Below are 22233 nucleotides of genomic sequence, written 5' to 3'. Positions count from 1 at the left end.
ACTGTGCGGCAAGATTGGCAAGGGATAACGAGGTGGGCAGATGATCACGCGGCGCGGGGTTTTGGCGGGTGGTATCTCGACTGCGGCAAGCGCGGCCTATGGGCAGGCCCCGTTGTCTTCCCTCGTGCCGATGCCGCGTCCGACCGCGCCCACCCCCGCAGGGGCCACTGGTCTTGAGACCCTTATTGCCGCAAGCCCCTATCAAGGCACGGTGGCGGCTGTTGTGGCCGATGCGCGCACGGGCGAGATATTACAGGGCCATAACGCCAGCACAAACTTGCCCCCCGCAAGCACGATGAAGGTTTTAACCACGCTTTACGCGTTGGACGCCCTTGGGGCAGGATATCGATTTGCAACGCGGGTTTTGGCCACGGGAAATTTGCGAAACGGGCGGCTTGAAGGGGATCTTTGGCTGTATGGCGAGGGGGATCCCCATTTGGACACCACGGGGCTTGCCACGCTGGTCACGGGCCTGCGCGACATAGGTCTGCGCGAGGTGACAGGCGCGCTGCACCTCGTGGATACATCCCTGCCGTCCATTCCGCTCATCGATGTGACACAGGCCGATTATGCGGGGTATAATCCTGCAATCTCGGGTCTGAACTTGAATTTCAACAGGGTCTATCTGGCATGGGAGCAGGGAGCGAATGGCCTACAGGTTGGGCTTGATGCACGCGCGGATGACTTGCGCCCTGCGGTTTTGGGAATTGGCTTGTCGGTCGTGGATCGCGCGGCCCCTGTTTTGGACTACCGCGCGGAAACGGCAACGGCGCGCGAGGGCTGGTCAGTGGCCAGATCTGCCCTTACGGGTGATGGGGGGCGCTGGTTGCCTGTGCGCAATACAGCCGCCTATGTGGGCGAAGTTTTTGCCTCGCTTGCGCGATCCTCTGGCATCGTGCTGAGCAGGGTGCAGCGCGCAACGGCCGTGCCGTCTGAGGCTGTGGTTCTTTCGGAAATTTCAAGCGCGCCCCTTGATGCGATGCTGCGCTCTATGCTGCGCTATTCGACAAATCTCACGGCTGAGGTTGTAGGATTGCGCGCAACACAGACCCTAACGGGGGCGGCCAATCCAAGTTTGCGCCAATCTGCCGATCACATGGCGGCACGGCTTGAAGGGCGCTATGTGTCGGGGCGGGCTGAGTTATATGATCATTCTGGCTTGCAGGATTCAAGCCAGATGACGCCTGTGCAAATGGTGCAGGCTTTGGTTGCGGCGGGGCCAAGGGGGCGCTTGCGAAACCTGTTGCGGGCGCATCGCGTGAATGACGAGATGCAAGCCCAAATTGGCACGGCCGAGATTGTGACGAAGACGGGAACGTTGAATTTTGTCTCGACCTTAACTGGCTATATCGAGGGCCCCAATCGGCCCTTGGCCTTCGCTATTTTTAATGCAGATTTGCCCCGCCGTGCGGCGCTTGGCCCTGATGAGCGCGACCGCCCCCCCGGTGGGCGGACATGGATTGGTCGCGCCCGCACATTGCAAAATGATATGCTGGTGTCATGGCTGCGCGGCTTTGGGTGACATTTACCGATCAGGCGGCGTCCAATCTTGCGGCGGAACTTTGCGCCGCTTCAGTCTCAGCGCAAGGCCGATGGCCACACCCGTGGCGATTGCAACAGTCAGATCCGTGAAGACTGTCAAAACCAACGTCAGCACAAAGAGGCCACGATCAGAGACGGGCCCCGCTGTTACATAGCTGCGCCAATGATGCGGTTCGGACATATTCCAAGCCGTCAGCAACAGAAGCCCACCCAAAGCGGGCAGGGCCAAGTAATTTGCCAAAGGCGCTGCAAAAAGAAAGACCAACAAGATGACCCCCGCATGCACCATCCCCGCAACAGGGGTTGTGCCGCCTGCGCGAATATTGGTCGCCGTGCGTGCAATTGCACCCGTTGCGGGAAGCGATCCAAAGGCCGCACATGCCAGATTGGCGACACCTTGCGACATCAATTCTGCATTTGGGCGATGCACATTCTTGGTCATCCGATCTGCGACCATAGCCGATAGAAGCGACTCTATCCCTGCCAGAAAGGCGATGATGAGGGCAGAGGGCAGCAATTCCAATACGCGCTCATAGGTGATCTGCGGCAGGGTCGGCCACGGGAATTCGGTGGGTAATGCGCCAAAGCGACTGCCGATTGTGGCCACATCAGGTAGGGACGTAAACGCCAGTCCAGACGCCCCCGAGACAGCTAAAATCAAGCCCGGGAAGCGTGGAAAGAACCGCCGCAACAGGACGATGGCCGCCATGGTTGCAAGGCCAATCGCAAAGCTTGGCAGCGCGATTTGATCACGCGCCTGCCAAATAGCGGCCAGTTTTCCCAAAAAATGCGCGGGCGCATCATTTAAGGGAATTCCCAAAAAATCGGGCAGTTGGCTTGTGGCGATAATCACCGCAATGCCAACGGTAAATCCGTTGATCACGGGTTCTGGCACATGCGCGATGAGGCTGCCTGCGCGAAATAGTGCAGCGAGCGATAGGATCACGCCCGCGATCAGCGTGGCCAATACCAAGCCATCCATTCCATGTTGAGAGATGACATCATAGACCACAACGATGAAAGCGCCTGTTGGCCCGCCAATTTGCACATGGCTGCCGCCAAGGGCGGAAATGAGGAACCCGCCCACAATCGCGGTGATCAGCCCATGAATGGGTTCTGCACCCGAGGCAATCGCAATCGCAAGACACAGGGGGATGGCCACCATCGCCACAGTGACGCCTGCAAAAACGTCACGCGTTGCTGCCGCTGCCGTGTAGCCCGGCCACGTGCTTAGGATTTGTGGTTTCATGGTGCCGCCATCGAATCGCGGCAAAAATTGCCGCCTTAAAGTGTAATATGCCGCGCGCGTGCACCGCGTTCAATCGCTGCCGCCGCAAGACGATCAATGTCCAATTGATAGCGGATTTCCATCAGCATACGCAGTTCCGTTTGCCCCAATAACCCATCTGCGGCGGCCACATCGCAGCACAGTGCATATGCAGTTTCATGGAGCTTTTCTGGCAAGGCTTGGTTCACTAGTCCAAACAGCGCATCCAAGCCATCTTCCTCTTCGAACAGGTCGAACACAGTTTTTGAGACATTTTGCATCCGATCTGCATCGTAATTGGCAAAGACGGGCAAGTTATTCACTAAGGCCTCGATGGTGACCAGCTCAGCGGTGCCGACTGACTCATCCGAGAGCGAGACTGCCATCATGAGCGCAACAAGCGCGTCTTGCGCAGAAAGGGAGGTTTCAGAGCTCATGCGGGATCCTTTCAGGGTTCTGTTTTGGGTTTAGATTATTGACCCCGCTCGGTTGCCGCAATAGGTGCAGGGGCAATGCGGCCACCCGATGCCGCGCTTGTGATGGATGAAGCCAAATGTCTGATTTTCGTGATGCCGCCCTCAGTTCCAAAGCTTGGCCTTTTGAGGAAGCGCGCGCGATTTTGAAACGGTATGAAAAAGCCCCGCCTGAAAAGGGCTATGTGCTGTTTGAAACGGGCTACGGCCCCAGTGGCTTGCCACATATCGGCACATTTGGCGAGGTGCTTCGCACCACAATGATCCGCCGCGCCTTTGAAGCGATCAGCGACATTCCAACGCGACTCATTTGTTTTTCGGACGATCTTGATGGGATGCGGAAGGTTCCGGGCAATGTACCTAACCAAGACATGCTGCGTGAGCATCTGCAAAAGCCGCTGACATCTGTGCCTGATCCGTTCGAAGAATTTGACAGTTTTGGCGACCATAACAACGCCATGCTGCGGCGGTTTCTCGATACATTTGGTTTTGAATATGAGTTTTATTCGGCGACCGAATTCTATCGGTCAGGCCAGTTTGATACCGTTCTAAAGCGTGCTGCGGAGCGCTATGACGATATCATGAAGGTGATGTTGAAATCGTTGCGCGAAGAACGCCAACAGACCTACTCCATCTTCTTGCCGATCCACCCTGAAACGGGCCGCGTGCTGTATGTGCCGATGAAAGAGGTGAATGCGCAGAACCATACGATCACCTTTGATGATGAGGATGGGCGTGAATGGACGCTGCCCGTGACGGGCGGCAATTGCAAATTGCAGTGGAAGCCTGATTTTGGCGCGCGCTGGGCGGCGTTGGGCGTTGATTTCGAAATGTATGGCAAAGACCATTCCACAAACACGCCGATTTATGACGCGATTTGTGAAATCTTAGGCACGCCTGCGCCGCATCATTTCACCTATGAATTGTTCTTGGATGAGACGGGGCAGAAAATCTCGAAATCGTCTGGCAACGGGATTTCGATTGATGAATGGCTCAGCTACGCCTCGACCGAGTCCCTGAGCTATTTTATGTTTGGCAAACCCAAAACCGCCAAGCGGCTTTATTTTGATGTGATCCCCAAGGCCGTGGATGAATATCACCAACAATTGCGGGCTTATCCTGATCAGGACTGGGCGCAGAAATTATCCAACCCTGTGCATCACATTCATAACGGCACTGTGCCTGCCTCCGATATGGTGGTCAGTTTTGCGATGTTGCTCAATCTGGCCTCTGTGGCTGGGGCGGAAGACAAGGAAACCCTATGGGGGTTCATCCGCCGTTATGCGCCTGATGCCTCGCCTGAAACCAATCCAGATATGGATCAAGCGGCGGGTTTTGCGGTGCGGTATTACAATGATTTTGTGAAGCCAGAAAAAACTTTCCGTCTGCCTAATGACACAGAGCGCGCTGCCCTTGAGGATCTTGCTGCGCGGCTCAAGGTCTATGATGGGCCGATTGAAGATGAGGCGCTGCAAACGCTTGTCTTTTCGGTTGGCAAAGATCACGGGTTCGAGCCGCTGCGCGATTGGTTCCGCGCACTTTATGAGGTGTTGATGGGCGCAAGCCAAGGCCCGCGCTTTGGCGGGTTCATCGCGCTTTATGGTGTGAACGAGACAATCGCGCTGATCGAGGCAGGATTGCGCGGCGATTTGGCGGCATGAGGCGCAATTGACCTTTACTTTTTGTCCCCTACCTCTTGCCAGCAAGGGGTAGAGGTCAAAGGTCATCAGGCGTGATCCGTCATTATGTCATCACTTTGATTTTGGTTCTGGGGGTGGGCTTGGCCGGTACGCCGCGCGCGGCGCTGGCGCAGTCTGCACCTGAGATTGATAATCGCGTTGAAGCGACTATTGCCGCCCAGCTTGAAGCCTTTCGCGCCCAAGACATCCCCCGCGCATGGAGCTATGCAAGCCCCCTTATTCAAAATTTATTTGGCGATCAGGATCAATTTGCCCGCATGGTCGAGCAAGGTTATCCCATGGTGTGGCATCCGCTGACCTATCGGTTTGGTACGGCGCGTATGACCCAAACTGGCGTTTTTCAGCAGGTCGAAGTGATTGATCGCGATGGGCAAAGCCATCTTTTGATTTACGAAATGGTCGAGATTGCGGGTGATTGGCGGATCAATGGTGTCCATTACATGCCGCAGCCGCCCGCCTCGGTCTAAGGATTAAGACGTTTTTAACACGTTTGACGTAGAACCCCTCCGCAACGCATCTATCAAACCAATATTTTACATTCTGCGAGGTTCCGTTCAGGGCTTTGCGGGATATGCGCTTTGTAGGGTCTTGGCGGAACTCCACAAAAAATGGGGGTTCCATGAACCAAGTGATCACCGAAGGCCTGCAACTTATGCCGCCCGCTTTTGCCGAAGGTCTGGCGCAATGGTCGCGCGAAGATGGGCGCCCGAACCAAGACACCTATGCCACCGCCGCCAATGCGGCCCTTGTGGCGGCTGATGCAGATTTCGGCACCTGTCTGGAAATCGTAAAAATTGAAAGCACCACGCGCCTGCGGTTCACGGGGGCAACACCCATTCGGGCGGGCCTCTATTTGCAAATCCGCGCGCGGATCAAACTGATCTCTGGAACGGCTGCGGTGGCGCGTATTGGCGCTTGGGCGGGCAGCTCGGCCAATACCAATATCGCGGGGGTCGCCCAATTTGGCCCCAGCCGTGCCGTGGACACATTCGGCGAAGTTGTCGAGCTATCTGCCATTGTGGGTGTGGGCGCGCGCACAGGCGTGGATATGGTTTGGGGCGGTTCTGCCGTGTTTGGCCATTTTGGGATTGATATCATCGGTGATAACGGCGGTGTGTTTCGGATCGAGGATATCGAGATCACAGATGCGACCGATATTTATTATCGCGAGTTGATGGATTGGGTTGATGTCACCGATTTTGGCGCCATTGGTGATGGGATCACGGATAGCCGCGCCGCCTTTGCTGCGGCTGATCAAGCCGCACAGGGGCGCGAGATCCTCGTGCCTGCGGGGGTTTATTTTATCGGCTCAACACTTGGGCTTGATGCGCGGGTGCGCTTCGAGGGGCGGGTTGTGATGCCTGATGCTGCGCGCTTGGCGCTGAACCAGAATTTTGATCTTAATGGCTATGCGGATGCTTTTGGGGATGCAGAACTGGGCTTGCGCAAGGGGATACAGACCTTGCTCAACCAATCGGATTTCGAAGGGTTCGATCTCAATGCCCGCCGCGTGATCCTGACCGAGCCTTTGGATGTTCAAGCCGCCGTTGGCAACCGCACCACCTATGCCAACCGCCGCGTTCTACGGAATGGGCAATTGACCCCTGACAATTCCCCTGCATGGGATGATGATTTTGTGGTAGCCACGGCGCAATGGTCGGTGAATGACCCGCGCAAGCTGACCAATATTGCCAATGTGGCGCAAATCCCCGTTGGATCATTGGTCACGGGCGCGGTCGGAGTCGGGCGCGAGGTTTATGTGCGCGCGCGCGATATCGCGGCGGGCACGATCACGCTTTCGCTGCCTTTGGGCGTGCCGCCCCAAACCCAAAGCTACGGGTTTCGGCGCTTCAAATATCTGTTGGATTTTTCTGGATTTCAAAACCTGCAACGCTTTGTCATCACCGACATCGAGTTTCTCTGTGCTGATCGTGCAAGTGCCATCATGCTGCCGATTGATGGTTTGGTGGTGCAGGTTCAGGATTGTTTTTTCACAGGCCCGAAAGATCGCGGCATCACATCGCCCGGTGAGGCCTGTCAGGGGTTGCAGGTAGAACGCTGCCAATTCCTGTCCAAGGAACAGGCTGAGCGCGTTGAGGATCGGGTGAGTGTCGCGATTAACATCAACTCAAATGACGCAAAAATTCGTGACAATCGCGTTGTGAAATTTCGCCATTTCATGCTCGCTGCGGGGACGGGCTATCTGATTTCTGGCAATCACTTTTTCCAAGGCGATGATGTGCCAAATGGGGTGCGCAGCGCGGGTTTGATCTTTACGGGCATCAATATTCGGTCGACTGTGAACGGCAATTATATCGATAATTGCTCCATTGAGTGGATCAATGAACATGACCCCGCGCCAGAACTGTCGAGCGAGTTGTCTTTTGGGGCGCTCACGATCAACGACAATATTTTCATGTCGATCCGCTCTGCCCCTTGGTTCAGCTTTCTTGTGATCCGTCCGCAAGGCCCGGGCCATTATATCAACGCCCTCTCAATCTGTGACAACTCGTTTAAGCATATCCAAGGTGCGCCGCTTGAGCGTGTTGATGCCGTGGATAGCAGTGTCGCGCCGTTGGATGGCAGCCGCACCAAGAATTTCTTGATGCAAGGCAATACTTTTCACGGGATTGTGCGGGATACCCAAAACCCAGTGACGCTTGCCGTCACGGAAAACAGCCCGCAGCAGGTTTGGGAGGTGGATTTGCGCGATTGGCTGCCTTTTGAGGGTCAGGCGCGGGTTGCGGCCTCTGCCCTGCCTGAGGGGCCGTTGCGCAACAGCGCCAATGTTGTCCAATACGTCACCCCCTATGCCACCACGCGGCATGGGGTTGGGCGCGGCTCAATTCGCCTCAACTGGCCGCAGCCTGTGCGTGGCACTGTGCAATTGACCGCGCGCTGTGACACGCCCTAAGGCCGCAGATCATCGGGGGTAAGGTGAAAGGCCTGACCAAAGCCGCCATTTAAAAACGCGGCTTTGACGGTGAATTCCACCATACGGAAATCGCCAAAATCAAAATAGAGCTTTGCTTTGGGATAGGCGGCCAGATAGGCCGCCTTTTTTTCGGCCTTGTCACAGGGCAGGGCATAGGTTTCTAAACTCAGGCGGGGATGGGTCAAAGGATCGCCGCGATCAGGCACAGAGCCGATCAATAGCCCACAGTTTGGCCGCTCTGCCAAGGCGCGACTATGCGCGGAGAGATCTGAAATAAGACTAAGAATTTGTGCCGTCTCAGGCAGCCAGACATAGGCGACACGGCTGAGGGCGGGCGCGCCTGTCTGCGGGTCTGTGACCCCAAGCGCCGCATAGTTATGGTCTGCCAATATCCCACGGGCCAATGCGCGCGCCGCATCATCGGTTGGGCGTATGGGGTTGGTCGCTTTTTCCATTGGCCCGCGCCTTTCGCTTGCAAGTTTTGCCCCTGCGCGCCACGGTCTGCGCAGCGAAGGGAAAAGAAGGGAGACCCGCATCATGGCATTGATCCGCCCGCTTGAGGAAGAGGAAATGGAGCGCGATCTGGCAGATCACGTTCAGTTTTTCAAAGGGCCGTTGGGGGTGATCCCAAATTCTGTGCGCACCATGGCACATCGTGCGCCAATCGCGCGTGCCTTTACCGATTTGAACGTGGCGGTCATGACGGATTACGGCGCGGTCACGCCTGAATTCAAACGCCTGCTTGGGTATGTGTCCAGTCAGGCATCAGGCTGCCTGTATTGTCAGGCCCATATGATCTTGGCCTCCGAGCGGTTTGGCGCGTCAGAAGATCGGTTGAACGATGTGTTCACCTTTGAAGATAGCCCCCATTTTACCGAGGCCGAGAAAGCCGCCTTGGCCTTTGCGCAGGCTGCAACCTTTGTGCCAAACGCGGTGACACCAGAAATCGGCGCACGCCTTAAGGCGCATTGGGGTGAGGCCGCCGTGGTCGAGATCATGGCCGTTGTCGCGCTGTTTGGATATCTTAATCGTTGGAATGACAGTATGGGATCCGCCCTCGAAGATCTTCCAATCAGCAAAGGTGAGGCGCGTTTGAAAGACGCCACAGGGTGGAGTGTCGGCAAGCATGTCTGAGCGCCCCCAAGCCCCGCATCAGATGAAGATCGTGTTGTTCCAACCTGAGATACCCGGGAACACCGGCACGATTGGGCGCACTTGCGTGGGCTTGGATATGGAATTGATCTTGATCCGACCCTATGGGTTTGAGCTATCGGAGAAATCAGTGCGCCGCGCGGGATTGGATTATTGGAAACATGTGCGCCTGACAGAATATGATGATTGGGAAGCGTTTATCGCAGCGCGCAAGCCGCGCGCGGATCAGTTGTTTCTCTTTGAAAATGATCGGGCGCAATCGGCCTATGAGGTCGAATATCCCCAAGATGCCTATTTGGTTTTTGGCCGTGAGACGACAGGGCTGTCTCCTGAGATTATCGCAGCCTATGCGGATCGGCTTGTCTCCTTGCCGATGTATTCCCCGCATATTCGCTCTTTGAATCTGGCAAATATCGCTTGCGCGGCGGCCTACCAAGCCTTACGCAGTCACGCCTTAGCGTAAAGCGGTCAGCAGGGTTTGCGAGGGTTGGCCTGTGATGGGCCATCCTCTTTCAGCCTCAAAGGCGCGAATGGCGGCTTCGGTTTGGCGGCCAAATACGCCATCAATTGTGCCAATCTCATAGCCACGCGCCTTCAGGCCCTCTTGGATGGCGCGGCGATCTTCAATCAGCAGACCATATTGATCTGGTGGGAATGGCGTGGATATAGGCCCCGCCCCAGTCAGCCGCCCTGCGAGGTAGATGACCCCAAGCGCGTAATTATCCGATGCATTATATCGCAAGAGCGCGCCGAAATTGGGTGAAACGAGGAACCCAGGCCCGTTTGGCCCTGCGGGCAGCAGCAGGGCGGCATTGCCCAAATCGCGGGTGGGCGTCACCACAGGCACCACCCCGCGCGCAATCCAAGTGGCAAGCGTGCTTGGCGCGCCGCGCCCAGAAGGCCCCGAATATCCTTGGGGCAGGCGCACCTCGCAACCCACGCCAAATTGGCTTTGCCATGCGCCGCCTTCGCGCAGATAAGCGGCCGTTGAGGCCAAGGCATCTGTGGGATCAATGCCCCAAATATCTTTCTTGCCATCACCATTGAAATCCACCGCATGCGCCGCAAAGGTGGTGGGAATGAATTGGGTATGCCCCATGGCCCCTGCCCATGATCCTTTGAGGTTTTCGGCGGTTGTATGGCCTTGCTGTAAAATCCGCAGAGCAGCAAAAAGCTGCGCCTCGAAAAAGGCCGCGCGCCGTCCGTCATAGGCAAGGGTCGATGTGGCTGAGATCACGGGAATATCCCCGCGCTTTGCGCCAAACTCGCTTTCAACGCCCCAAATCGCCGCCACCACTTCGCGTGGGACGCCATATTGGTCTTCGATGCGGCGCAAGAGGCGCGATTGATTGGTATAGGCTGCGCGGCCCGAAGTCACCTTGGCCTCAGAGGCGACAAGGTTCAAATAATCCTCGAAACTGCGAGAGAATTCTGCCTGATTGCGGTCGCGGGTCACGACACCTGGCAAATAGCCTGTTCCACGGAAAGCTTGCGAAATGGTGACGGGGTGTATTCCCCGTGCCTCTGCGCGGGATTTGAAATTAGCCACCCATTGGGCATAGCCCGCATTTGGGGTTGGTTGCAGATCAGGCGGAGTTGGGCGCAAGAAGTTTTGACCTGCTTGGGTCAAGCCATCCAACGGGTTTGGGACGCACCCGCCAAGCAGGGATGCGCCCGTGGTTAGCATCATCATGCGTCTGGTGAGGGTCATGCTCGCGGCCTCTTGTTCTTATGCGCTTCCTTCTACCAAATTCTTCGCGCAAGGGCGACAAGAATGCGGGATGATGATCCACAAAAATTGGCAGATGTGCCGTTTCAGAGGCCTTTGTCTGCGCGGTTCAAAAGGCCAGCTTGGGCCGTGAGGGCGCGCAGGGTGCCGCCCTATCTGCGGCGCTTGACCCCGCCCCGTTGCCCTGGTCTCCCTGCGGTGCTGCGCCCTTTTGCGGCGCTTGCCGCCTCGACCGCTTCATCCACGGCAGATTGGCGAGCGAGCGGGTCATCCGCCACAGCCAGTTCCACCGCCTCTAGGCGCTTGACCTCATCGCGCAAGCGCGCGGCCTCTTCGAATTCTAAATTCTCTGCTGCTTTGCGCATCTGCGCGCGCAGCCCATCGAGATGGGCAGCCAGATTTGCACCGACCATAGGTTTGTCGACCTTTGCGGTGACGCGGCTCATGTCCACATCGCCTTGATACAGCCCCGCCAAGATATCCTCGACATTCTTCTTCACTGTCGCGGGGGTGATCCCGTGTTCCTCATTATAAGCGATCTGCTTGGCGCGGCGGCGATCCGTTTCCGCAATGGCGCGTTCCATGCTGCCTGTGATGCGGTCAGCATACATGATGACACGGCCATCCGCATTGCGCGCGGCCCGTCCGATGGTTTGAATGAGCGAGGTTTCAGAACGCAAAAAGCCCTCTTTGTCGGCATCCAAAATTGCGACAAGCCCACATTCGGGAATGTCCAATCCTTCGCGCAACAGGTTGATCCCGATCAGAACGTCAAAGGCGCCAAGGCGCAAATCGCGCAAAATCTCGATCCGTTCGATTGTGTCGATATCGCTATGCATATAGCGCACGCGCACGCCTTGTTCATGGAGATATTCGGTCAAATCTTCGGCCATGCGCTTGGTCAATGTGGTGACAAGCACACGCATGCCTTTGGCCGCGACTTGGCGGATTTCATCCAACAGATCATCCACTTGCGTCTCAATTGGCCGGATCTCAATCTGCGGGTCTAACAGGCCCGTTGGACGGATCACTTGTTCGGTAAAGACGCCGCCTGCCTGTTCCAATTCCCAAGCAGCAGGGGTGGCCGAAACAAAGATAGATTGTGGCCGCATCGCGTCCCATTCTTCGAATTTCAGCGGTCGGTTATCCATGCAAGAGGGCAGGCGGAACCCGTGTTCGGCCAAAGTAAATTTGCGCCGATAGTCCCCGCGATACATGCCCCCGATCTGCGGCACCGTAACATGCGATTCATCGGCAAAGACAATGGCGTTATCTGGAATATATTCAAACAAGGTGGGGGGCGGCTCGCCCGGGGCGCGGCCTGTCAAATAGCGCGAATAGTTCTCAATCCCGTTGCAAACGCCCGTGGCCTCAAGCATTTCGATGTCGAAATTTGTGCGCTGTTCAAGGCGCTGTGCCTCAAGCAGTTTCCCGTCAGCCACAAGATGATCCAAGCGCTGGCGCAATTCTTCTTTGATGGCCTTCACCGCCTGTTGCATGGTTGGGCGTGGGGTGACGTAATGCGAATTGGCGTAGATGCGGATTTTTTCGAATTTATCGGTGCTTTGACCCGTCAGCGGATCAAATTCGGTGATGCCTTCGAGTTCCTCGCCAAAAAACGAGAGACGCCATGCCCTATCCTCAAGGTGCGCGGGCCAAATTTCCAGACTGTCGCCGCGCACGCGGAATGAGCCGCGCTGAAACGCCTGATCATTGCGCCGATATTGTTGCGCAACCAAATCGGCCATGACCTGCCGTTGATCATGGTCTTGTCCTGCGAACAGATCGACTGCCATAGCCGTATAGGTTTCGACCGAGCCAATGCCGTAAATACAGGACACCGATGCCACGATGATCACATCGTCCCGTTCCAACAGCGCGCGGGTGGCGGAATGGCGCATTCGGTCAATCTGTTCGTTGATCTGGCTTTCTTTCTCAATGAACGTGTCCGTGCGCGGGACATAGGCCTCGGGTTGGTAGTAATCGTAATAGCTGACGAAATACTCGACCGCGTTATCGGGGAAAAAGTTTTTGAACTCCCCATAAAGCTGAGCTGCCAAGGTCTTGTTATGGGCAAGTATGATTGCGGGGCGCTGTGTTTCTTCAATCACCTTGGCCATGGTAAAGGTCTTGCCCGTGCCAGTTGCCCCCAACAAAACTTGGTTGCGATCCCCATCTGTTACGGCGGCTGCAAGCTCGGCAATCGCGCGAGGTTGGTCGCCCGCGGGGGTAAACTCGGTATGCATCACAAAGCGCTTGCCGCCTTCGAGTTTTTCGCGTGCCAAACGATCGCTATTGGCGCGTCCCTCGCGCGGGGACGCAGCGCGTGGCAAATCGGGCATAGAGCTTGGCGAATTGTTATGCATTTTGGCCCTTCCACAGGTCACACGCATGGTCTGTGCGCAGGGTCTATCCTATCGCGCTGCGCGCCAAGGACAAGCGATAGAGGGCTCATTCATTGAGGCGCTGTGAGGTTTCCGAAAAGTTAATCAACTCAGAACAATTTGTCGCAAATTTATACAACTTTAAGGAGAAATTTTGATTGCATCCGAGAGAAAATTTCCGTAGCTTTTTCTTGCAAGCAGCAAATTGATTGTCGGTCGGGATCGCACCACCCACCCCTCGCTCCCTAGATCTCGGCCGGCAATTCAATTTTGGGGTATTTCCTGCTGCCCGCGCTCATCTTCATCTTGCAACTTCCGCGCGTTTTGCCGATATGTGAACCAGTTTTGATGGCTGAGCGATACCCCGAACGCTCAGAACCAATAGAATGACGGAGCAAGCCATGGTCGCGCGCATTTACAAACCCGCCAGAACCGCAATGTCCTCGGGCACTGCAAAAACCAAGGATTGGGTTCTAGAGTTTGCTCCTGAAAGCGCGCGCGAGATTGATCCACTGATGGGGTGGACATCAAGCGGCGATACGAAAGCGCAAGTGCGCCTTTATTTCGACAGCCAAGAAGCGGCCGAGGATTACGCCCGCGCCCATGGGATCGAAGCAGTGGTGTTGCGCCCCAAATCGCGCAAGCCTAATGTGCGCGCAGGCGGCTATGGCGAGAATTTCGCCACCAACCGCCGAACGGTTTGGACGCATTAACCCAACATCCCCCTTTGCCCGTTTACGCAGGCCCCAAGATTGGGTAATCAGCCCGCATGCGGTCCCTTAGCTCAACTGGATAGAGCAGCTGACTTCTAATCAGCAGGTTGAGGGTTCGAGTCCTTCAGGGATCGCCATTTTTCGGTAACGCTTTCACGAATCACGCGGAGCGTCCGTCATGGGCGGCACAGGGCGAGGTCTATGTGACATCTCTGCGATATGCTGAATTTCCTCGCCCGCGGGCTGATATCCGCGCATCTGGCGGCCAAACCTTAAAAAAATCCTGCTTTTCGGTTCCTAGGCGCGTATGAAAGGCTTATACAGTTTTGCAACACACATGCGCTTGCGGGGAGGCATGACATGATAAGATCAGAACTTGTGCAAAAACTCGCGGAGGAAAATCCGCATCTTTATCAGCGCGATGTTGAGCGGATTGTGGGAGCAATTTTTGACGAAATCATCGAAGCCATGGCGCGAGGAGATCGGGTCGAATTGCGCGGCTTTGGCGCGTTTTCGGTAAAAAAGCGTGATGCACGCGTGGGCCGCAATCCGCGGACGGGCGAGACTGTATCAGTCGAAGAAAAACATGTTCCCTTCTTCAAGGCGGGCAAATTGCTGCGTGACCGATTGAATTCGTAACGAGAACTGCGCGAGGGTAAGGCGTGATCCGAATAGTAAAGCTGAGTTTCATTCTCTGTGTCGCGGTTGTTCTGATTGTTCTGGCAATTGCCAATCGCGATCCGGTGGTGATTCATCTGTTGCCTGCCGATTTGGCGCTGTGGCTGCGGATGGATGTGTCTATATCCCTCCCGCTGTTCTTGATCATTTTCGGCGCGATTACCGCAGGGTTGGTCCTAGGCTTTGTTTGGGAATGGCTGCGCGAACATCGGCATCGTGTGGATGCATCGCGCGCGAAGCGTGATGCGACACGCCTGTCGCGGGAATTGGAAACCCTCAAGGGCGAGGCACGGGCGAAAGAGGGGCAGGATGACATTCTTGCCTTGTTGGAGGATGACAAGCCCTTGCGGCTTGGTTGATCCCTGATGAGCATTTCCATTAAATTTTGTGGCCTTTCTCAGCCTGCCGATATTGTGGCTGCGGCCGAGGCGGGTGCGCGCTATGTGGGTTTTGTCTTTTTCCCAAAATCACCCCGCGCGGTTAGCCTGACACAGGCCCGTGACTTGGCGCTTGCCGTTCCTGTTGGCGTGGCCAAGGTGGGTTTGGTGGTCGATCCAGAGGATGCCTTTCTCGATCAACTTCTGGCCGAAGTGCCGCTCGATATTTTGCAATTGCACGGCCATGAAACACCTACCCGTGTGGCGGAAATCCGTGTGCGCACGGGCCTGCCTGTGATGAAGGCCATTGGTATCGCAGATGCGGATGATTTGGGGCAGATTGCGGATTACGCGGCGGTCAGTGATCAATTGCTAATTGATGCCAAGCCGCCGAAAAACGCTGATCTTCCTGGGGGGAATGGTCTTTCTTTTGACTGGCGGTTGTTGGCCGGACGCAGATGGCCTGTGCCATGGATGCTGGCGGGTGGATTGACGCCTGACAATGTGCGGCTTGCCGTGCAAATGACAGGCGCGCAGCAGGTTGATGTTTCATCAGGCGTGGAAAGTCGGGCAGGGGTAAAAGACCCTACCCTGATCCATGCTTTTGCCGATGCGGTGAACGGGGGCTAAACCTTGCCCCTTTCTCTTGCTCAATTCTTGCGCCCGCGTTAGGCAGTGGGTCGAATGTGAAAAAAGGTGCCTCCATGCCCGATGATATCTTGAACAGCTTTATGACTGGCCCTGATGAAAGCGGCCGCTTTGGCCAATTCGGCGGGCGGTTTGTGTCAGAAACCCTGATGCCGCTGATTTTGGAATTGGAAGCCCAATATGAACGCGCCAAAACAGATCAATCCTTCTGGGATGAAATGCATGATTTGTGGACACATTATGTCGGCCGTCCGAGCCCCCTCTATTTCGCAGAGCGCCTGACCGAGCATTTGGGCGGCGCAAAAATCTATCTCAAGCGAGATGAGCTAAACCATACGGGCGCGCATAAAATCAACAATGTGTTGGGTCAGATCATTTTGGCCCGCCGCATGGGAAAGACACGGATTATTGCGGAAACAGGTGCGGGCCAGCATGGCGTGGCCACGGCGACAGTCTGTGCAAAATTTGGCTTGAAATGCGTGGTCTATATGGGCGCGCATGATGTCGAACGCCAAGCGCCCAATGTGTTCCGCATGAAACTGCTTGGGGCCGAGGTTGTGCCTGTGACGTCAGGGCGTGGCACTTTGAAAGACGCGATGAACGATGCCTTGCGCGACTGGGTGACGAATGTGCGTGATACATTCTACTGCATCGGCACGGTCGCAGGCCCCCACCCATATCCTGCGATGGTGCGTGATTTCCAAGCGATTATTGGCAAAGAGGCCCGCGAACAGATGTTGGCCGCCGAAGGCCGTTTGCCAGATACGATCATTGCGGCCATTGGCGGCGGTTCAAATGCGATGGGGCTGTTTTACCCCTTCTTGGATGACAAGGATGTGCAGATCATTGGCGTTGAGGCAGGTGGCAAAGGCGTCAATGACAAGATGGAGCATTGCGCAAGCCTGACAGGGGGGCGTCCGGGTGTGCTGCATGGCAACCGCACCTATTTGCTGCAAGACGAAGATGGACAAATCCTTGAGGGTCATTCGATTTCGGCGGGGCTGGATTACCCTGGCATCGGGCCTGAGCATTCATGGCTCCACGATATTGGCCGTGCTGAATATGTCTCGATCACCGATAGCGAAGCTTTGGATGCGTTTCAGCTGTGCTGCCACCAAGAGGGCATCATTCCCGCGCTAGAGCCAAGCCATGCTTTGGCGCATGTGATGAAAATCGCGCCGACCCTGCCAAAGGATCATTTGATCTGCATGAATATGTGTGGTCGCGGTGATAAAGATATCTTCACAGTGGCCCGTGCCTTGGGATGGGAGATGCAGGGCTAATCCCCGCATCTCTCTCCATTTATGCCCGCTCTGCGCCTAAACCATCGGTTCGGGTGTCACTCGATTTGGTGCAATTCCAATACGGTCAGCGGAATGATTTCGAGCGCACGCATATGGGTTGCGTGCAGGTTCACCTTTGGCGCAACGCCCTCTTCATGGGCCTGTAGGAACCGCGAGGCGCATAGGCACCAGCGATCGCCCTCCTTTAAGCCAAGAAATCCATATTCGGGGCGGGGCGTGGTTAAGTCATTGCCCACATATTTTGAAAAGGCCAGAAATTCGCGGGTCATGACCGCGCAGACAGTATGCGCGCCGAAATCATCATCGCTGGTGTCGCAGCACCCGTTGCGAAAGAAGCCCGTCATTGGATCGCGGCCGCAGCTTTGCAGCGGCGCACCAAATACATTTACGCTTTCATCCATCATCTATCCTCATACGCGCCAAAGGTGTTGCGAGAGAGGGATAGGAACACCCAAGGCGCTAAATGTTTATCGAAACCGATCAACCAGCTTTTGTAACGGGCTTCGGCTGTCTTGCGGTGTCTCTACGGCCTCCGCAGGGGGTGGGGCCGTGTCGCGTGATTTGTGCCTCGGCGCTGTTTCGCGGGCGGGTGTGGTGGTTTGTAAGGCCACTGCATTTTGGAACTGCGCGCCATTATCCTCGGCAAGCGCTTTGGCCCCATTCGAGATGCCCCGCAACATCAGGTCTAGCCAAGACTGATCGGCCTTGGAAAAATCAGACAGAACATAGGCCGCGACCCGGTCCTTGTGGCCTGGATGGCCAATACCAAGCCGCACACGGTGATAAGCCTCACCAATGTGCTCGTGTAGCGACCGCAGACCATTATGCCCTGCATGCCCCCCGGACGACTTAAGCCGAAGTTTCGATGGGGCAAGGTCAAGCTCGTCATGAAAAACTGTGACATCTTGCGCGGTCAGTTTAAAAAACCGCATTGCCTCGCCCACGGATTGCCCCGAGCGGTTCATATAGGTTTCTGGCTTGAGCAAGATCACCTTTTGGCCGCCCAAAATCCCTTCGCAGATTTGGCCTTGAAATTTGCTGCGCCACGGAGAGAACCCATGATCTGCAGCAATATGATCTAAGGCCATGAACCCTATATTGTGACGGTTCTGGCTATATTTCGCGCCGGGATTTCCAAGACCAACCCAAAGTTTCATAGCTGCTGTGATACCCCGATTGCCCGTCCCGTAAAAGGGTGGTGTCTGATAAAATAAAGGCGCGAAGAAATCTTCGCGCCTTTATCAATTCGTCAGAAGATCGGCCTGATTACTCGGCTGCTTCTTCTTCGCCTTCAGCAGCGGCTTCGTTATCTGCACTTACCAGACCCGATGGGGCGGTGATATTGGCGATCACGAAATCGCGGTCGATTGTTGGCTTAACGCCTTCTGGCAGGGTGACGTCAGAGATGTGGATTACATCGCCAATGCCGCGGCCTGTCAGGTCAACAGTGATCCCTTCAGGGATGTCACCTGCAATCACCGAAAGCTCAACCTCGGCGCGCACGACTGTCAAAACGCCACCGCGTTTGATGCCAGGTGCGGCTTCGTGGTTGATGAAGTTGACAGGGATGAACAGCTTCACACGCGAAGTGCGGCGCAAGCGCATCAAATCAACATGGGTCGGCAGATCTTTTACCACATCGCGCTGCACGCCACGGCAAATGACGCGCACATCTTCTTGACCTTCAACCTTGAGGTTGAACAGAGTCGAGAGGAAGCGGCCTTCTTTCAGGCGCTTGAGCAATTGGTTAAAGGGGATTTGAATCGCAAGAGGGTCAGCCCCACCGCCATACAAAATACCGGGCACTTTGCCTTCACGGCGAGCTTGACGAGCGGCCCCCTTGCCTGTCCCCGTCCGTGCCTCGGCGATAAGATCAGGAATCTCACCAGCCATAGCTATATCTCCATATGTTATGGGCCGCCTCCAAGGGTGTCGGGCCCGTGAAGCCGCGCTCTTACAAGCATTTTCTGCCTTTGACCAGAGCTAAATCTGCCATTTTGCTCATATATCGCTTGAGCCATTCCAATCGGCGGGGTAGCGATTTCAGCATGCATGCGCTCACCAAAATCAAACAGGATCTTTCGCTGACCATGAGGCCCGTGTTTGGCTTTATGGTTTTGGGCATCTTTTGGGGATCTTATGCCGCGCTTGCCCCGCAGATCAAAGCGCAGATTGGGGCAGGTGATGGGCTTTTTGGCACGCTTTTGTTGATGTCCGCTTTGGGGCTTGTCACCGCAATGTGGTTGGCGCCGCGGGTGGATCGGCATTTGGGCAAATGGGGGCTACCCCTTGGCGCGGGTCTATTGGCCTTGTCGTTTGCGGTTTTGGGTGCGGCAAGCCGACCCTTGGAGTTTGGCATTGGGATGGTTTTAGCGGGGGCTGCTTCGGGGCTGACGGATGTCATTATCAATGCCCGCGTCTCAGAGGCAGAGGCCGCCTATAAGCGTCCGCTTATGTCACTTAATCATGCGATGTTTTCTTTCGCCTATGCGCTTGCTGCATTGAGCGCAGGCACGGCGCGGGAATTTGATGCCTCAGCCTTGCAGGTGTTTTTGGGATTAGGGGTCATCGTTGCTTTGGCACTGCCCATTTTGCGCAGCCCATCTTTTTTGGTCGGTGCTTCGCGGGATTGCGCAATGGAGCAGGTCGTTGATTTGGCACCCTTCTGGTCAGGTTTGGTGATCTGGCCTGGATTGGTGGTGATGTTTGGCTTCATGTCAGAGGCCGCGATGGAAAGTTGGTCTGCCTTGCATATTGAACGCTCGCTCGGCGGGCGGGCTGTCGAAGGGGCGATTGGCCCCTTCATGTTGGGTTTAACCATGGGGATTGGCCGTCTTGCAGGGCATTTTCTCACGCAAGCGCATGATACGCTGCGCATGGTTTCGCGCGCGGCGTTGGTTTCGGCGGCAGGGGCGGTGATCGCCGCTTTCGCAGTGACGCCCGAGATGGCCTATACAGGATTTGCGATCCAAGGATTGGGCGTCTCGATTATCGCGCCTTTGGCGCTTGGTTTGGCGGGGCAACTTGCAGGGTCTGGGGAAAGAACGCGGATCATCGCCCGCGTGTCGGTCATTGGGTTTGCAGGGTTTTTGCTCGCCCCTGCAACAATGGGATGGATGGCAGAATTGGCCAGTCTGCGGGTGGCTTTTGGCATGATCGCGGTGATTTTGCTCATCATCCCGCTGATCTGCGCGCGTGCGCTGCGCCCCCTCTCACCTGCGCGTGGCGGGCAAGAGGGGCGCATCAGCGGGGTTTAGCCCCACTCGCCACTAAAGTTTTTCGGAACGAGCAGGTTGTGACGTCCAAGGGCCTTCACATCACGCTCGCCGCAGAGCGCCATCGTGCTGTCCAGTTCCTTATGGATCACTTCCAAAGCGCGGGTAACGCCCGCTTCCCCCATGGCGCCAAGCCCGTTGACGAAGGCGCGCCCGATATAGGTGCCTTTTGCACCCATGGCCAAAGCCTTTAGCACATCCTGACCAGAGCGAATGCCACTGTCGAGATGCACTTCGATCTTGTCGCCAACTGCGTCCAAAATCGGCTCTAACATACGGATTGAGGATAAGGCCCCATCCAATTGACGCCCGCCATGGTTGGACACAACGATGGCATCCGCGCCGACCTTTGCGGCCATTTTTGCATCTTCGGCATCCAAAATGCCTTTGATGATCACAGGGCCATCCCACATTTTGCGGAATTGTTTAATGCGTTCCCAATCAAGGCTTTGATCAAAGGCTTGCGCCGTCCATGCACTCAGCGAGGAGGGGTCATCAATCCCAGCCACATGACCCACAATATTACCAAAGAAGCGCCGCTTGGTGCCGAGCATCTCAAGGCCCCATTGCACTTTGGTCATCATATCAGCCACGGATTTCACAGTGAATTTGGGCGGGGCTGACAGCCCGTTTTTGAGGTCTTTGTGACGTTGACCCAAAAGCTGCAAATCCACTGTAATTACGATGGCCGAGCATTTAGCGTCTTTCGCGCGCTGAAACAGCCGCGTCATGAAATCATCGTCTTTGAGCGTGTAGACCTGAAACCAGAAGGGTTTGCTGGTATGTGCCGCCACATCTTCGATAGAGCAGATCGACATAGTCGAGAGGGTGAAAGGCACGCCAAATTTTTCCGCGGCACGCGCCGCTTTGATCTCGCCATCAGCGCGCTGCATACCCGTCAGCCCAACAGGCGCCAAGGCCACGGGCATCGCCACATCATGGCCAATCATGGTCGAGGCTGTGCTGCGGTTTGACATATCGACCGCCACCCTTTGGCGGAGGCGGATCAGGTCGAAATCGGATGAGTTTTCGCGGAAGGTCTGCTCTGTCCAACTGCCTGATTCTGCGTAATCGTAAAACATCTTTGGCGTGCGCTTTTGATGCAAGCGGCGCAGGTCTTCGATTTCGGTGATGACGGGCATGGTGGCACTCCTCCGCAAGGCTGGTAAGGAAGTCTTACCAATTCTTGCGAAGGCCCGCAATCATTTGGCGCGATGCGCCCCATCGGCCAAGGATTTCACAAATGCGGTGATCTCTGGCACGGTTTTTCCCTGCTCAATCAGGCTGACAATCGCTGACCCCACGACCGCCCCATCGGCAACGCCGGCAATCGCTTCGGCGGCCTCAGGCGTTTTGATGCCAAAGCCCACAATCACGGGCAGATCGGTCTGCGATTTGATCCGTGCCACCTCTGGCCCAACATCACCCGCCTGCGCATTGGCGGCCCCTGTGATGCCTGTGATAGAAACATAGTAGATAAAGCCCGATGTGTTTTCCAACAGCTTGGGCAGGCGTTTGTCATCACTGGTCGGTGTCGCCAGACGGATGAAATTCAACCCTGCGTTTTGCGCGGGAATGCACAGCTCGCTGTCTTCTTCGGGAGGCAAATCAACGATGATCAAGCCGTCAATGCCCGCCTCTTTGGCTTGCTCCAAAAAGCGATCCACACCGCGGCTGTAAATCGGGTTGTAATATCCCATCATCACAATCGGCGTGTCATTATCGGTTTTGCGCAACTCACGCGCCATTTGCAGCGTTTTGTCGAGGGTCTGCCCCCCTTCAAGCGCGCGCTGTCCCGCAAGCTGAATGGTCGAGCCATCCGCCATTGGATCGGTAAAGGGCAGGCCCAATTCGATGATATCCACACCCGCCGCAGGCAGGGCTTTGATCAACTCAAGCGAGGTGTCGTAATCAGGATCGCCCGCCATGACATAGGCGACAAAGGCCTTCTTGCCCTCTTGGGCCAGCCGCGCAAAAGTGGTGTCGATCCGTGTCATAGATGCCTCCCGCGAAATCGTTCGTTTGGGGTTTGCGGCAAATAGCGGCGGAAATCAAT

22 protein-coding genes and 1 tRNA gene are annotated in these 22233 nt (G+C 55.9%); 13 read left to right on the top strand and 10 right to left on the bottom strand.

The genetic code is table 11. The annotated features are described in order from the left end of the window. Window positions 1-40 precede the first annotated feature (40 nt). On the top strand, window positions 41-1522 hold the full coding sequence (dacB, locus tag I3V23_06715) for a D-alanyl-D-alanine carboxypeptidase/D-alanyl-D-alanine-endopeptidase (protein QPI84319.1): 1482 nt from the start codon (window positions 41-43) through the stop codon (window positions 1520-1522). Between the two features lie 3 nt (window positions 1523-1525). On the opposite strand, the gene I3V23_06710 is transcribed toward dacB, so the two are convergent. Together I3V23_06710 and I3V23_06705 are read right to left on the bottom strand one after the other, a co-directional pair. Next, window positions 1526-2791 carry a SulP family inorganic anion transporter gene (locus I3V23_06710; protein QPI86731.1) on the bottom strand — a complete coding sequence of 422 codons (1266 nt, stop codon included), beginning with the start codon at window positions 2789-2791 and terminating at the stop codon, window positions 1526-1528. 35 nt (window positions 2792-2826) lie between these two features. Then, window positions 2827-3246, bottom strand: coding sequence for a tellurite resistance TerB family protein (locus I3V23_06705; GenBank protein ID QPI84318.1), 420 nt, complete (start codon window positions 3244-3246; stop codon window positions 2827-2829). A 116-nt stretch (window positions 3247-3362) separates the two neighbouring features. On the opposite strand from I3V23_06705, the gene I3V23_06700 reads away from it, so the two are divergent. From I3V23_06700 to I3V23_06690, 3 genes are all read left to right on the top strand, one after another. Next, window positions 3363-4943: a lysine--tRNA ligase gene (locus I3V23_06700; GenBank protein ID QPI84317.1), complete on the top strand. Its 1581-nt coding sequence runs from the start codon at window positions 3363-3365 to the stop codon at window positions 4941-4943. Window positions 4944-5014: 71 nt separating this feature from the next. Then, a complete protein-coding gene (locus I3V23_06695) occupies window positions 5015-5449 on the top strand; it encodes a DUF4864 domain-containing protein (GenBank protein ID QPI84316.1) in 435 nt (144 codons plus the stop codon). Between the two features lie 152 nt (window positions 5450-5601). After that, window positions 5602-7896 carry a right-handed parallel beta-helix repeat-containing protein gene (locus I3V23_06690; GenBank protein QPI84315.1) on the top strand — a complete coding sequence of 765 codons (2295 nt, stop codon included), beginning with the start codon at window positions 5602-5604 and terminating at the stop codon, window positions 7894-7896. On the opposite strand, the gene I3V23_06685 is transcribed toward I3V23_06690, so the two are convergent. Beyond that, on the bottom strand, window positions 7893-8372 hold the full coding sequence (locus I3V23_06685) for a pyridoxamine 5-phosphate oxidase (GenBank protein QPI84314.1): 480 nt from the start codon (window positions 8370-8372) through the stop codon (window positions 7893-7895). The two genes, I3V23_06690 and I3V23_06685, sit on opposite strands and share 4 nt — an antisense overlap. An 82-nt stretch (window positions 8373-8454) precedes the next feature. Between I3V23_06685 and I3V23_06680 the strand changes: the two genes are divergently transcribed. Together I3V23_06680 and I3V23_06675 are read left to right on the top strand one after the other, a co-directional pair. Continuing rightward, window positions 8455-9051 (top strand): carboxymuconolactone decarboxylase family protein, encoded by a 597-nt coding sequence (locus I3V23_06680; protein ID QPI84313.1) that lies wholly within the window; start codon window positions 8455-8457, stop codon window positions 9049-9051. A gap of 22 nt (window positions 9052-9073) precedes the next feature. Further along, complete coding sequence (locus tag I3V23_06675) at window positions 9074-9532, top strand: tRNA (cytidine(34)-2'-O)-methyltransferase (GenBank protein ID QPI86730.1); 459 nt, start codon at window positions 9074-9076, stop codon at window positions 9530-9532. On the opposite strand, the gene I3V23_06670 is transcribed toward I3V23_06675, so the two are convergent. After that, complete coding sequence (locus I3V23_06670) at window positions 9524-10780, bottom strand: lytic murein transglycosylase (GenBank protein QPI84312.1); 1257 nt, start codon at window positions 10778-10780, stop codon at window positions 9524-9526. The genes I3V23_06675 and I3V23_06670 overlap by 9 nt on opposite strands. Window positions 10781-10950: 170 nt before the next feature. Further along, a complete protein-coding gene (gene uvrB, locus I3V23_06665) occupies window positions 10951-13164 on the bottom strand; it encodes an excinuclease ABC subunit UvrB (protein ID QPI84311.1) in 2214 nt (737 codons plus the stop codon). A 419-nt stretch (window positions 13165-13583) separates the two neighbouring features. Here uvrB and I3V23_06660 point away from each other — a divergent pair, with 419 nt between their 5' ends. The 6 genes from I3V23_06660 (at window position 13584) to trpB (ending at window position 16881) form a co-directional block, all read left to right on the top strand. Next, window positions 13584-13895: an ETC complex I subunit gene (locus I3V23_06660; protein ID QPI86729.1), complete on the top strand. Its 312-nt coding sequence runs from the start codon at window positions 13584-13586 to the stop codon at window positions 13893-13895. Between the two features lie 60 nt (window positions 13896-13955). Beyond that, a tRNA-Arg gene (locus I3V23_06655) sits at window positions 13956-14032 on the top strand. 223 nt (window positions 14033-14255) lie between these two features. Continuing rightward, window positions 14256-14534 (top strand): integration host factor subunit beta, encoded by a 279-nt coding sequence (gene ihfB / locus I3V23_06650; protein QPI84310.1) that lies wholly within the window; start codon window positions 14256-14258, stop codon window positions 14532-14534. Between the two features lie 26 nt (window positions 14535-14560). Beyond that, window positions 14561-14932, top strand: a complete 372-nt coding sequence (locus I3V23_06645; GenBank protein QPI86728.1) for a LapA family protein — start codon at window positions 14561-14563, stop codon at window positions 14930-14932. A gap of 6 nt (window positions 14933-14938) precedes the next feature. Continuing rightward, complete coding sequence (locus I3V23_06640; GenBank protein QPI84309.1) at window positions 14939-15580, top strand: phosphoribosylanthranilate isomerase; 642 nt, start codon at window positions 14939-14941, stop codon at window positions 15578-15580. A gap of 74 nt (window positions 15581-15654) precedes the next feature. Next, window positions 15655-16881 carry a tryptophan synthase subunit beta gene (trpB, locus tag I3V23_06635; protein QPI84308.1) on the top strand — a complete coding sequence of 409 codons (1227 nt, stop codon included), beginning with the start codon at window positions 15655-15657 and terminating at the stop codon, window positions 16879-16881. A gap of 56 nt (window positions 16882-16937) precedes the next feature. Here trpB and I3V23_06630 read toward each other — a convergent pair whose 3' ends face one another. The 3 genes from I3V23_06630 to I3V23_06620 form a co-directional block, all read right to left on the bottom strand. Continuing rightward, on the bottom strand, window positions 16938-17306 hold the full coding sequence (locus tag I3V23_06630) for a DUF2237 domain-containing protein (protein QPI84307.1): 369 nt from the start codon (window positions 17304-17306) through the stop codon (window positions 16938-16940). A 63-nt stretch (window positions 17307-17369) separates the two neighbouring features. Beyond that, complete coding sequence (locus tag I3V23_06625) at window positions 17370-18059, bottom strand: aminoacyl-tRNA hydrolase (protein ID QPI84306.1); 690 nt, start codon at window positions 18057-18059, stop codon at window positions 17370-17372. A gap of 109 nt (window positions 18060-18168) precedes the next feature. Beyond that, window positions 18169-18795: a 50S ribosomal protein L25/general stress protein Ctc gene (locus I3V23_06620; GenBank protein QPI84305.1), complete on the bottom strand. Its 627-nt coding sequence runs from the start codon at window positions 18793-18795 to the stop codon at window positions 18169-18171. 155 nt (window positions 18796-18950) lie between these two features. On the opposite strand from I3V23_06620, the gene I3V23_06615 reads away from it, so the two are divergent. Continuing rightward, entirely contained in the window at window positions 18951-20159 is a 1209-nt protein-coding gene (locus I3V23_06615) for an MFS transporter (protein QPI84304.1), read from the top strand. Here the strand turns inward: I3V23_06615 and I3V23_06610 are convergent. Both I3V23_06610 and I3V23_06605 read right to left on the bottom strand, forming a co-directional pair. Next, entirely contained in the window at window positions 20156-21319 is a 1164-nt protein-coding gene (locus tag I3V23_06610) for an alpha-hydroxy-acid oxidizing protein (GenBank protein QPI84303.1), read from the bottom strand. The two genes, I3V23_06615 and I3V23_06610, sit on opposite strands and share 4 nt — an antisense overlap. A gap of 60 nt (window positions 21320-21379) precedes the next feature. Next, window positions 21380-22174 carry a tryptophan synthase subunit alpha gene (locus tag I3V23_06605; GenBank protein QPI84302.1) on the bottom strand — a complete coding sequence of 265 codons (795 nt, stop codon included), beginning with the start codon at window positions 22172-22174 and terminating at the stop codon, window positions 21380-21382. Between the last annotated feature and the right edge of the window lie 59 nt (window positions 22175-22233).

Source organism: Rhodobacterales bacterium HKCCA1288, assembly GCA_015693905.1.
Classification (GTDB): Bacteria; Pseudomonadota; Alphaproteobacteria; order Rhodobacterales; family Rhodobacteraceae; genus M30B80.
Note: the sequence above shows the minus strand (reverse complement) of the source record. Positions and strands in the feature narration are given on the sequence as shown.

Bases quoted from the DNA above. Each gene is read 5' to 3' on its own strand.
- I3V23_06685 (QPI84314.1), bottom strand. From the start codon at position 8,372: ATGGAAAAAGCGACCAACCCCATACGCCCAACCGATGATGCGGCGCGC.
- I3V23_06680 (QPI84313.1), top strand. From the start codon at position 8,455: ATGGCATTGATCCGCCCGCTTGAGGAAGAGGAAATGGAGCGCGATCTG.
- I3V23_06690 (QPI84315.1), top strand. From the start codon at position 5,602: ATGAACCAAGTGATCACCGAAGGCCTGCAACTTATGCCGCCCGCTTTT.
- I3V23_06710 (QPI86731.1), bottom strand. From the start codon at position 2,791: ATGAAACCACAAATCCTAAGCACGTGGCCGGGCTACACGGCAGCGGCA.
- I3V23_06700 (QPI84317.1), top strand. From the start codon at position 3,363: ATGTCTGATTTTCGTGATGCCGCCCTCAGTTCCAAAGCTTGGCCTTTT.
- I3V23_06670 (QPI84312.1), bottom strand. From the start codon at position 10,780: ATGACCCTCACCAGACGCATGATGATGCTAACCACGGGCGCATCCCTG.
- I3V23_06625 (QPI84306.1), bottom strand. From the start codon at position 18,059: ATGAAACTTTGGGTTGGTCTTGGAAATCCCGGCGCGAAATATAGCCAG.
- I3V23_06640 (QPI84309.1), top strand. From the start codon at position 14,939: ATGAGCATTTCCATTAAATTTTGTGGCCTTTCTCAGCCTGCCGATATT.
- I3V23_06620 (QPI84305.1), bottom strand. From the start codon at position 18,795: ATGGCTGGTGAGATTCCTGATCTTATCGCCGAGGCACGGACGGGGACA.
- ihfB (QPI84310.1), top strand. From the start codon at position 14,256: ATGATAAGATCAGAACTTGTGCAAAAACTCGCGGAGGAAAATCCGCAT.
- I3V23_06615 (QPI84304.1), top strand. From the start codon at position 18,951: ATGCATGCGCTCACCAAAATCAAACAGGATCTTTCGCTGACCATGAGG.
- I3V23_06705 (QPI84318.1), bottom strand. From the start codon at position 3,246: ATGAGCTCTGAAACCTCCCTTTCTGCGCAAGACGCGCTTGTTGCGCTC.
- I3V23_06675 (QPI86730.1), top strand. From the start codon at position 9,074: ATGAAGATCGTGTTGTTCCAACCTGAGATACCCGGGAACACCGGCACG.
- uvrB (QPI84311.1), bottom strand. From the start codon at position 13,164: ATGCATAACAATTCGCCAAGCTCTATGCCCGATTTGCCACGCGCTGCG.
- trpB (QPI84308.1), top strand. From the start codon at position 15,655: ATGCCCGATGATATCTTGAACAGCTTTATGACTGGCCCTGATGAAAGC.
- I3V23_06660 (QPI86729.1), top strand. From the start codon at position 13,584: ATGGTCGCGCGCATTTACAAACCCGCCAGAACCGCAATGTCCTCGGGC.
- I3V23_06630 (QPI84307.1), bottom strand. From the start codon at position 17,306: ATGATGGATGAAAGCGTAAATGTATTTGGTGCGCCGCTGCAAAGCTGC.
- dacB (QPI84319.1), top strand. From the start codon at position 41: ATGATCACGCGGCGCGGGGTTTTGGCGGGTGGTATCTCGACTGCGGCA.
- I3V23_06605 (QPI84302.1), bottom strand. From the start codon at position 22,174: ATGACACGGATCGACACCACTTTTGCGCGGCTGGCCCAAGAGGGCAAG.
- I3V23_06610 (QPI84303.1), bottom strand. From the start codon at position 21,319: ATGCCCGTCATCACCGAAATCGAAGACCTGCGCCGCTTGCATCAAAAG.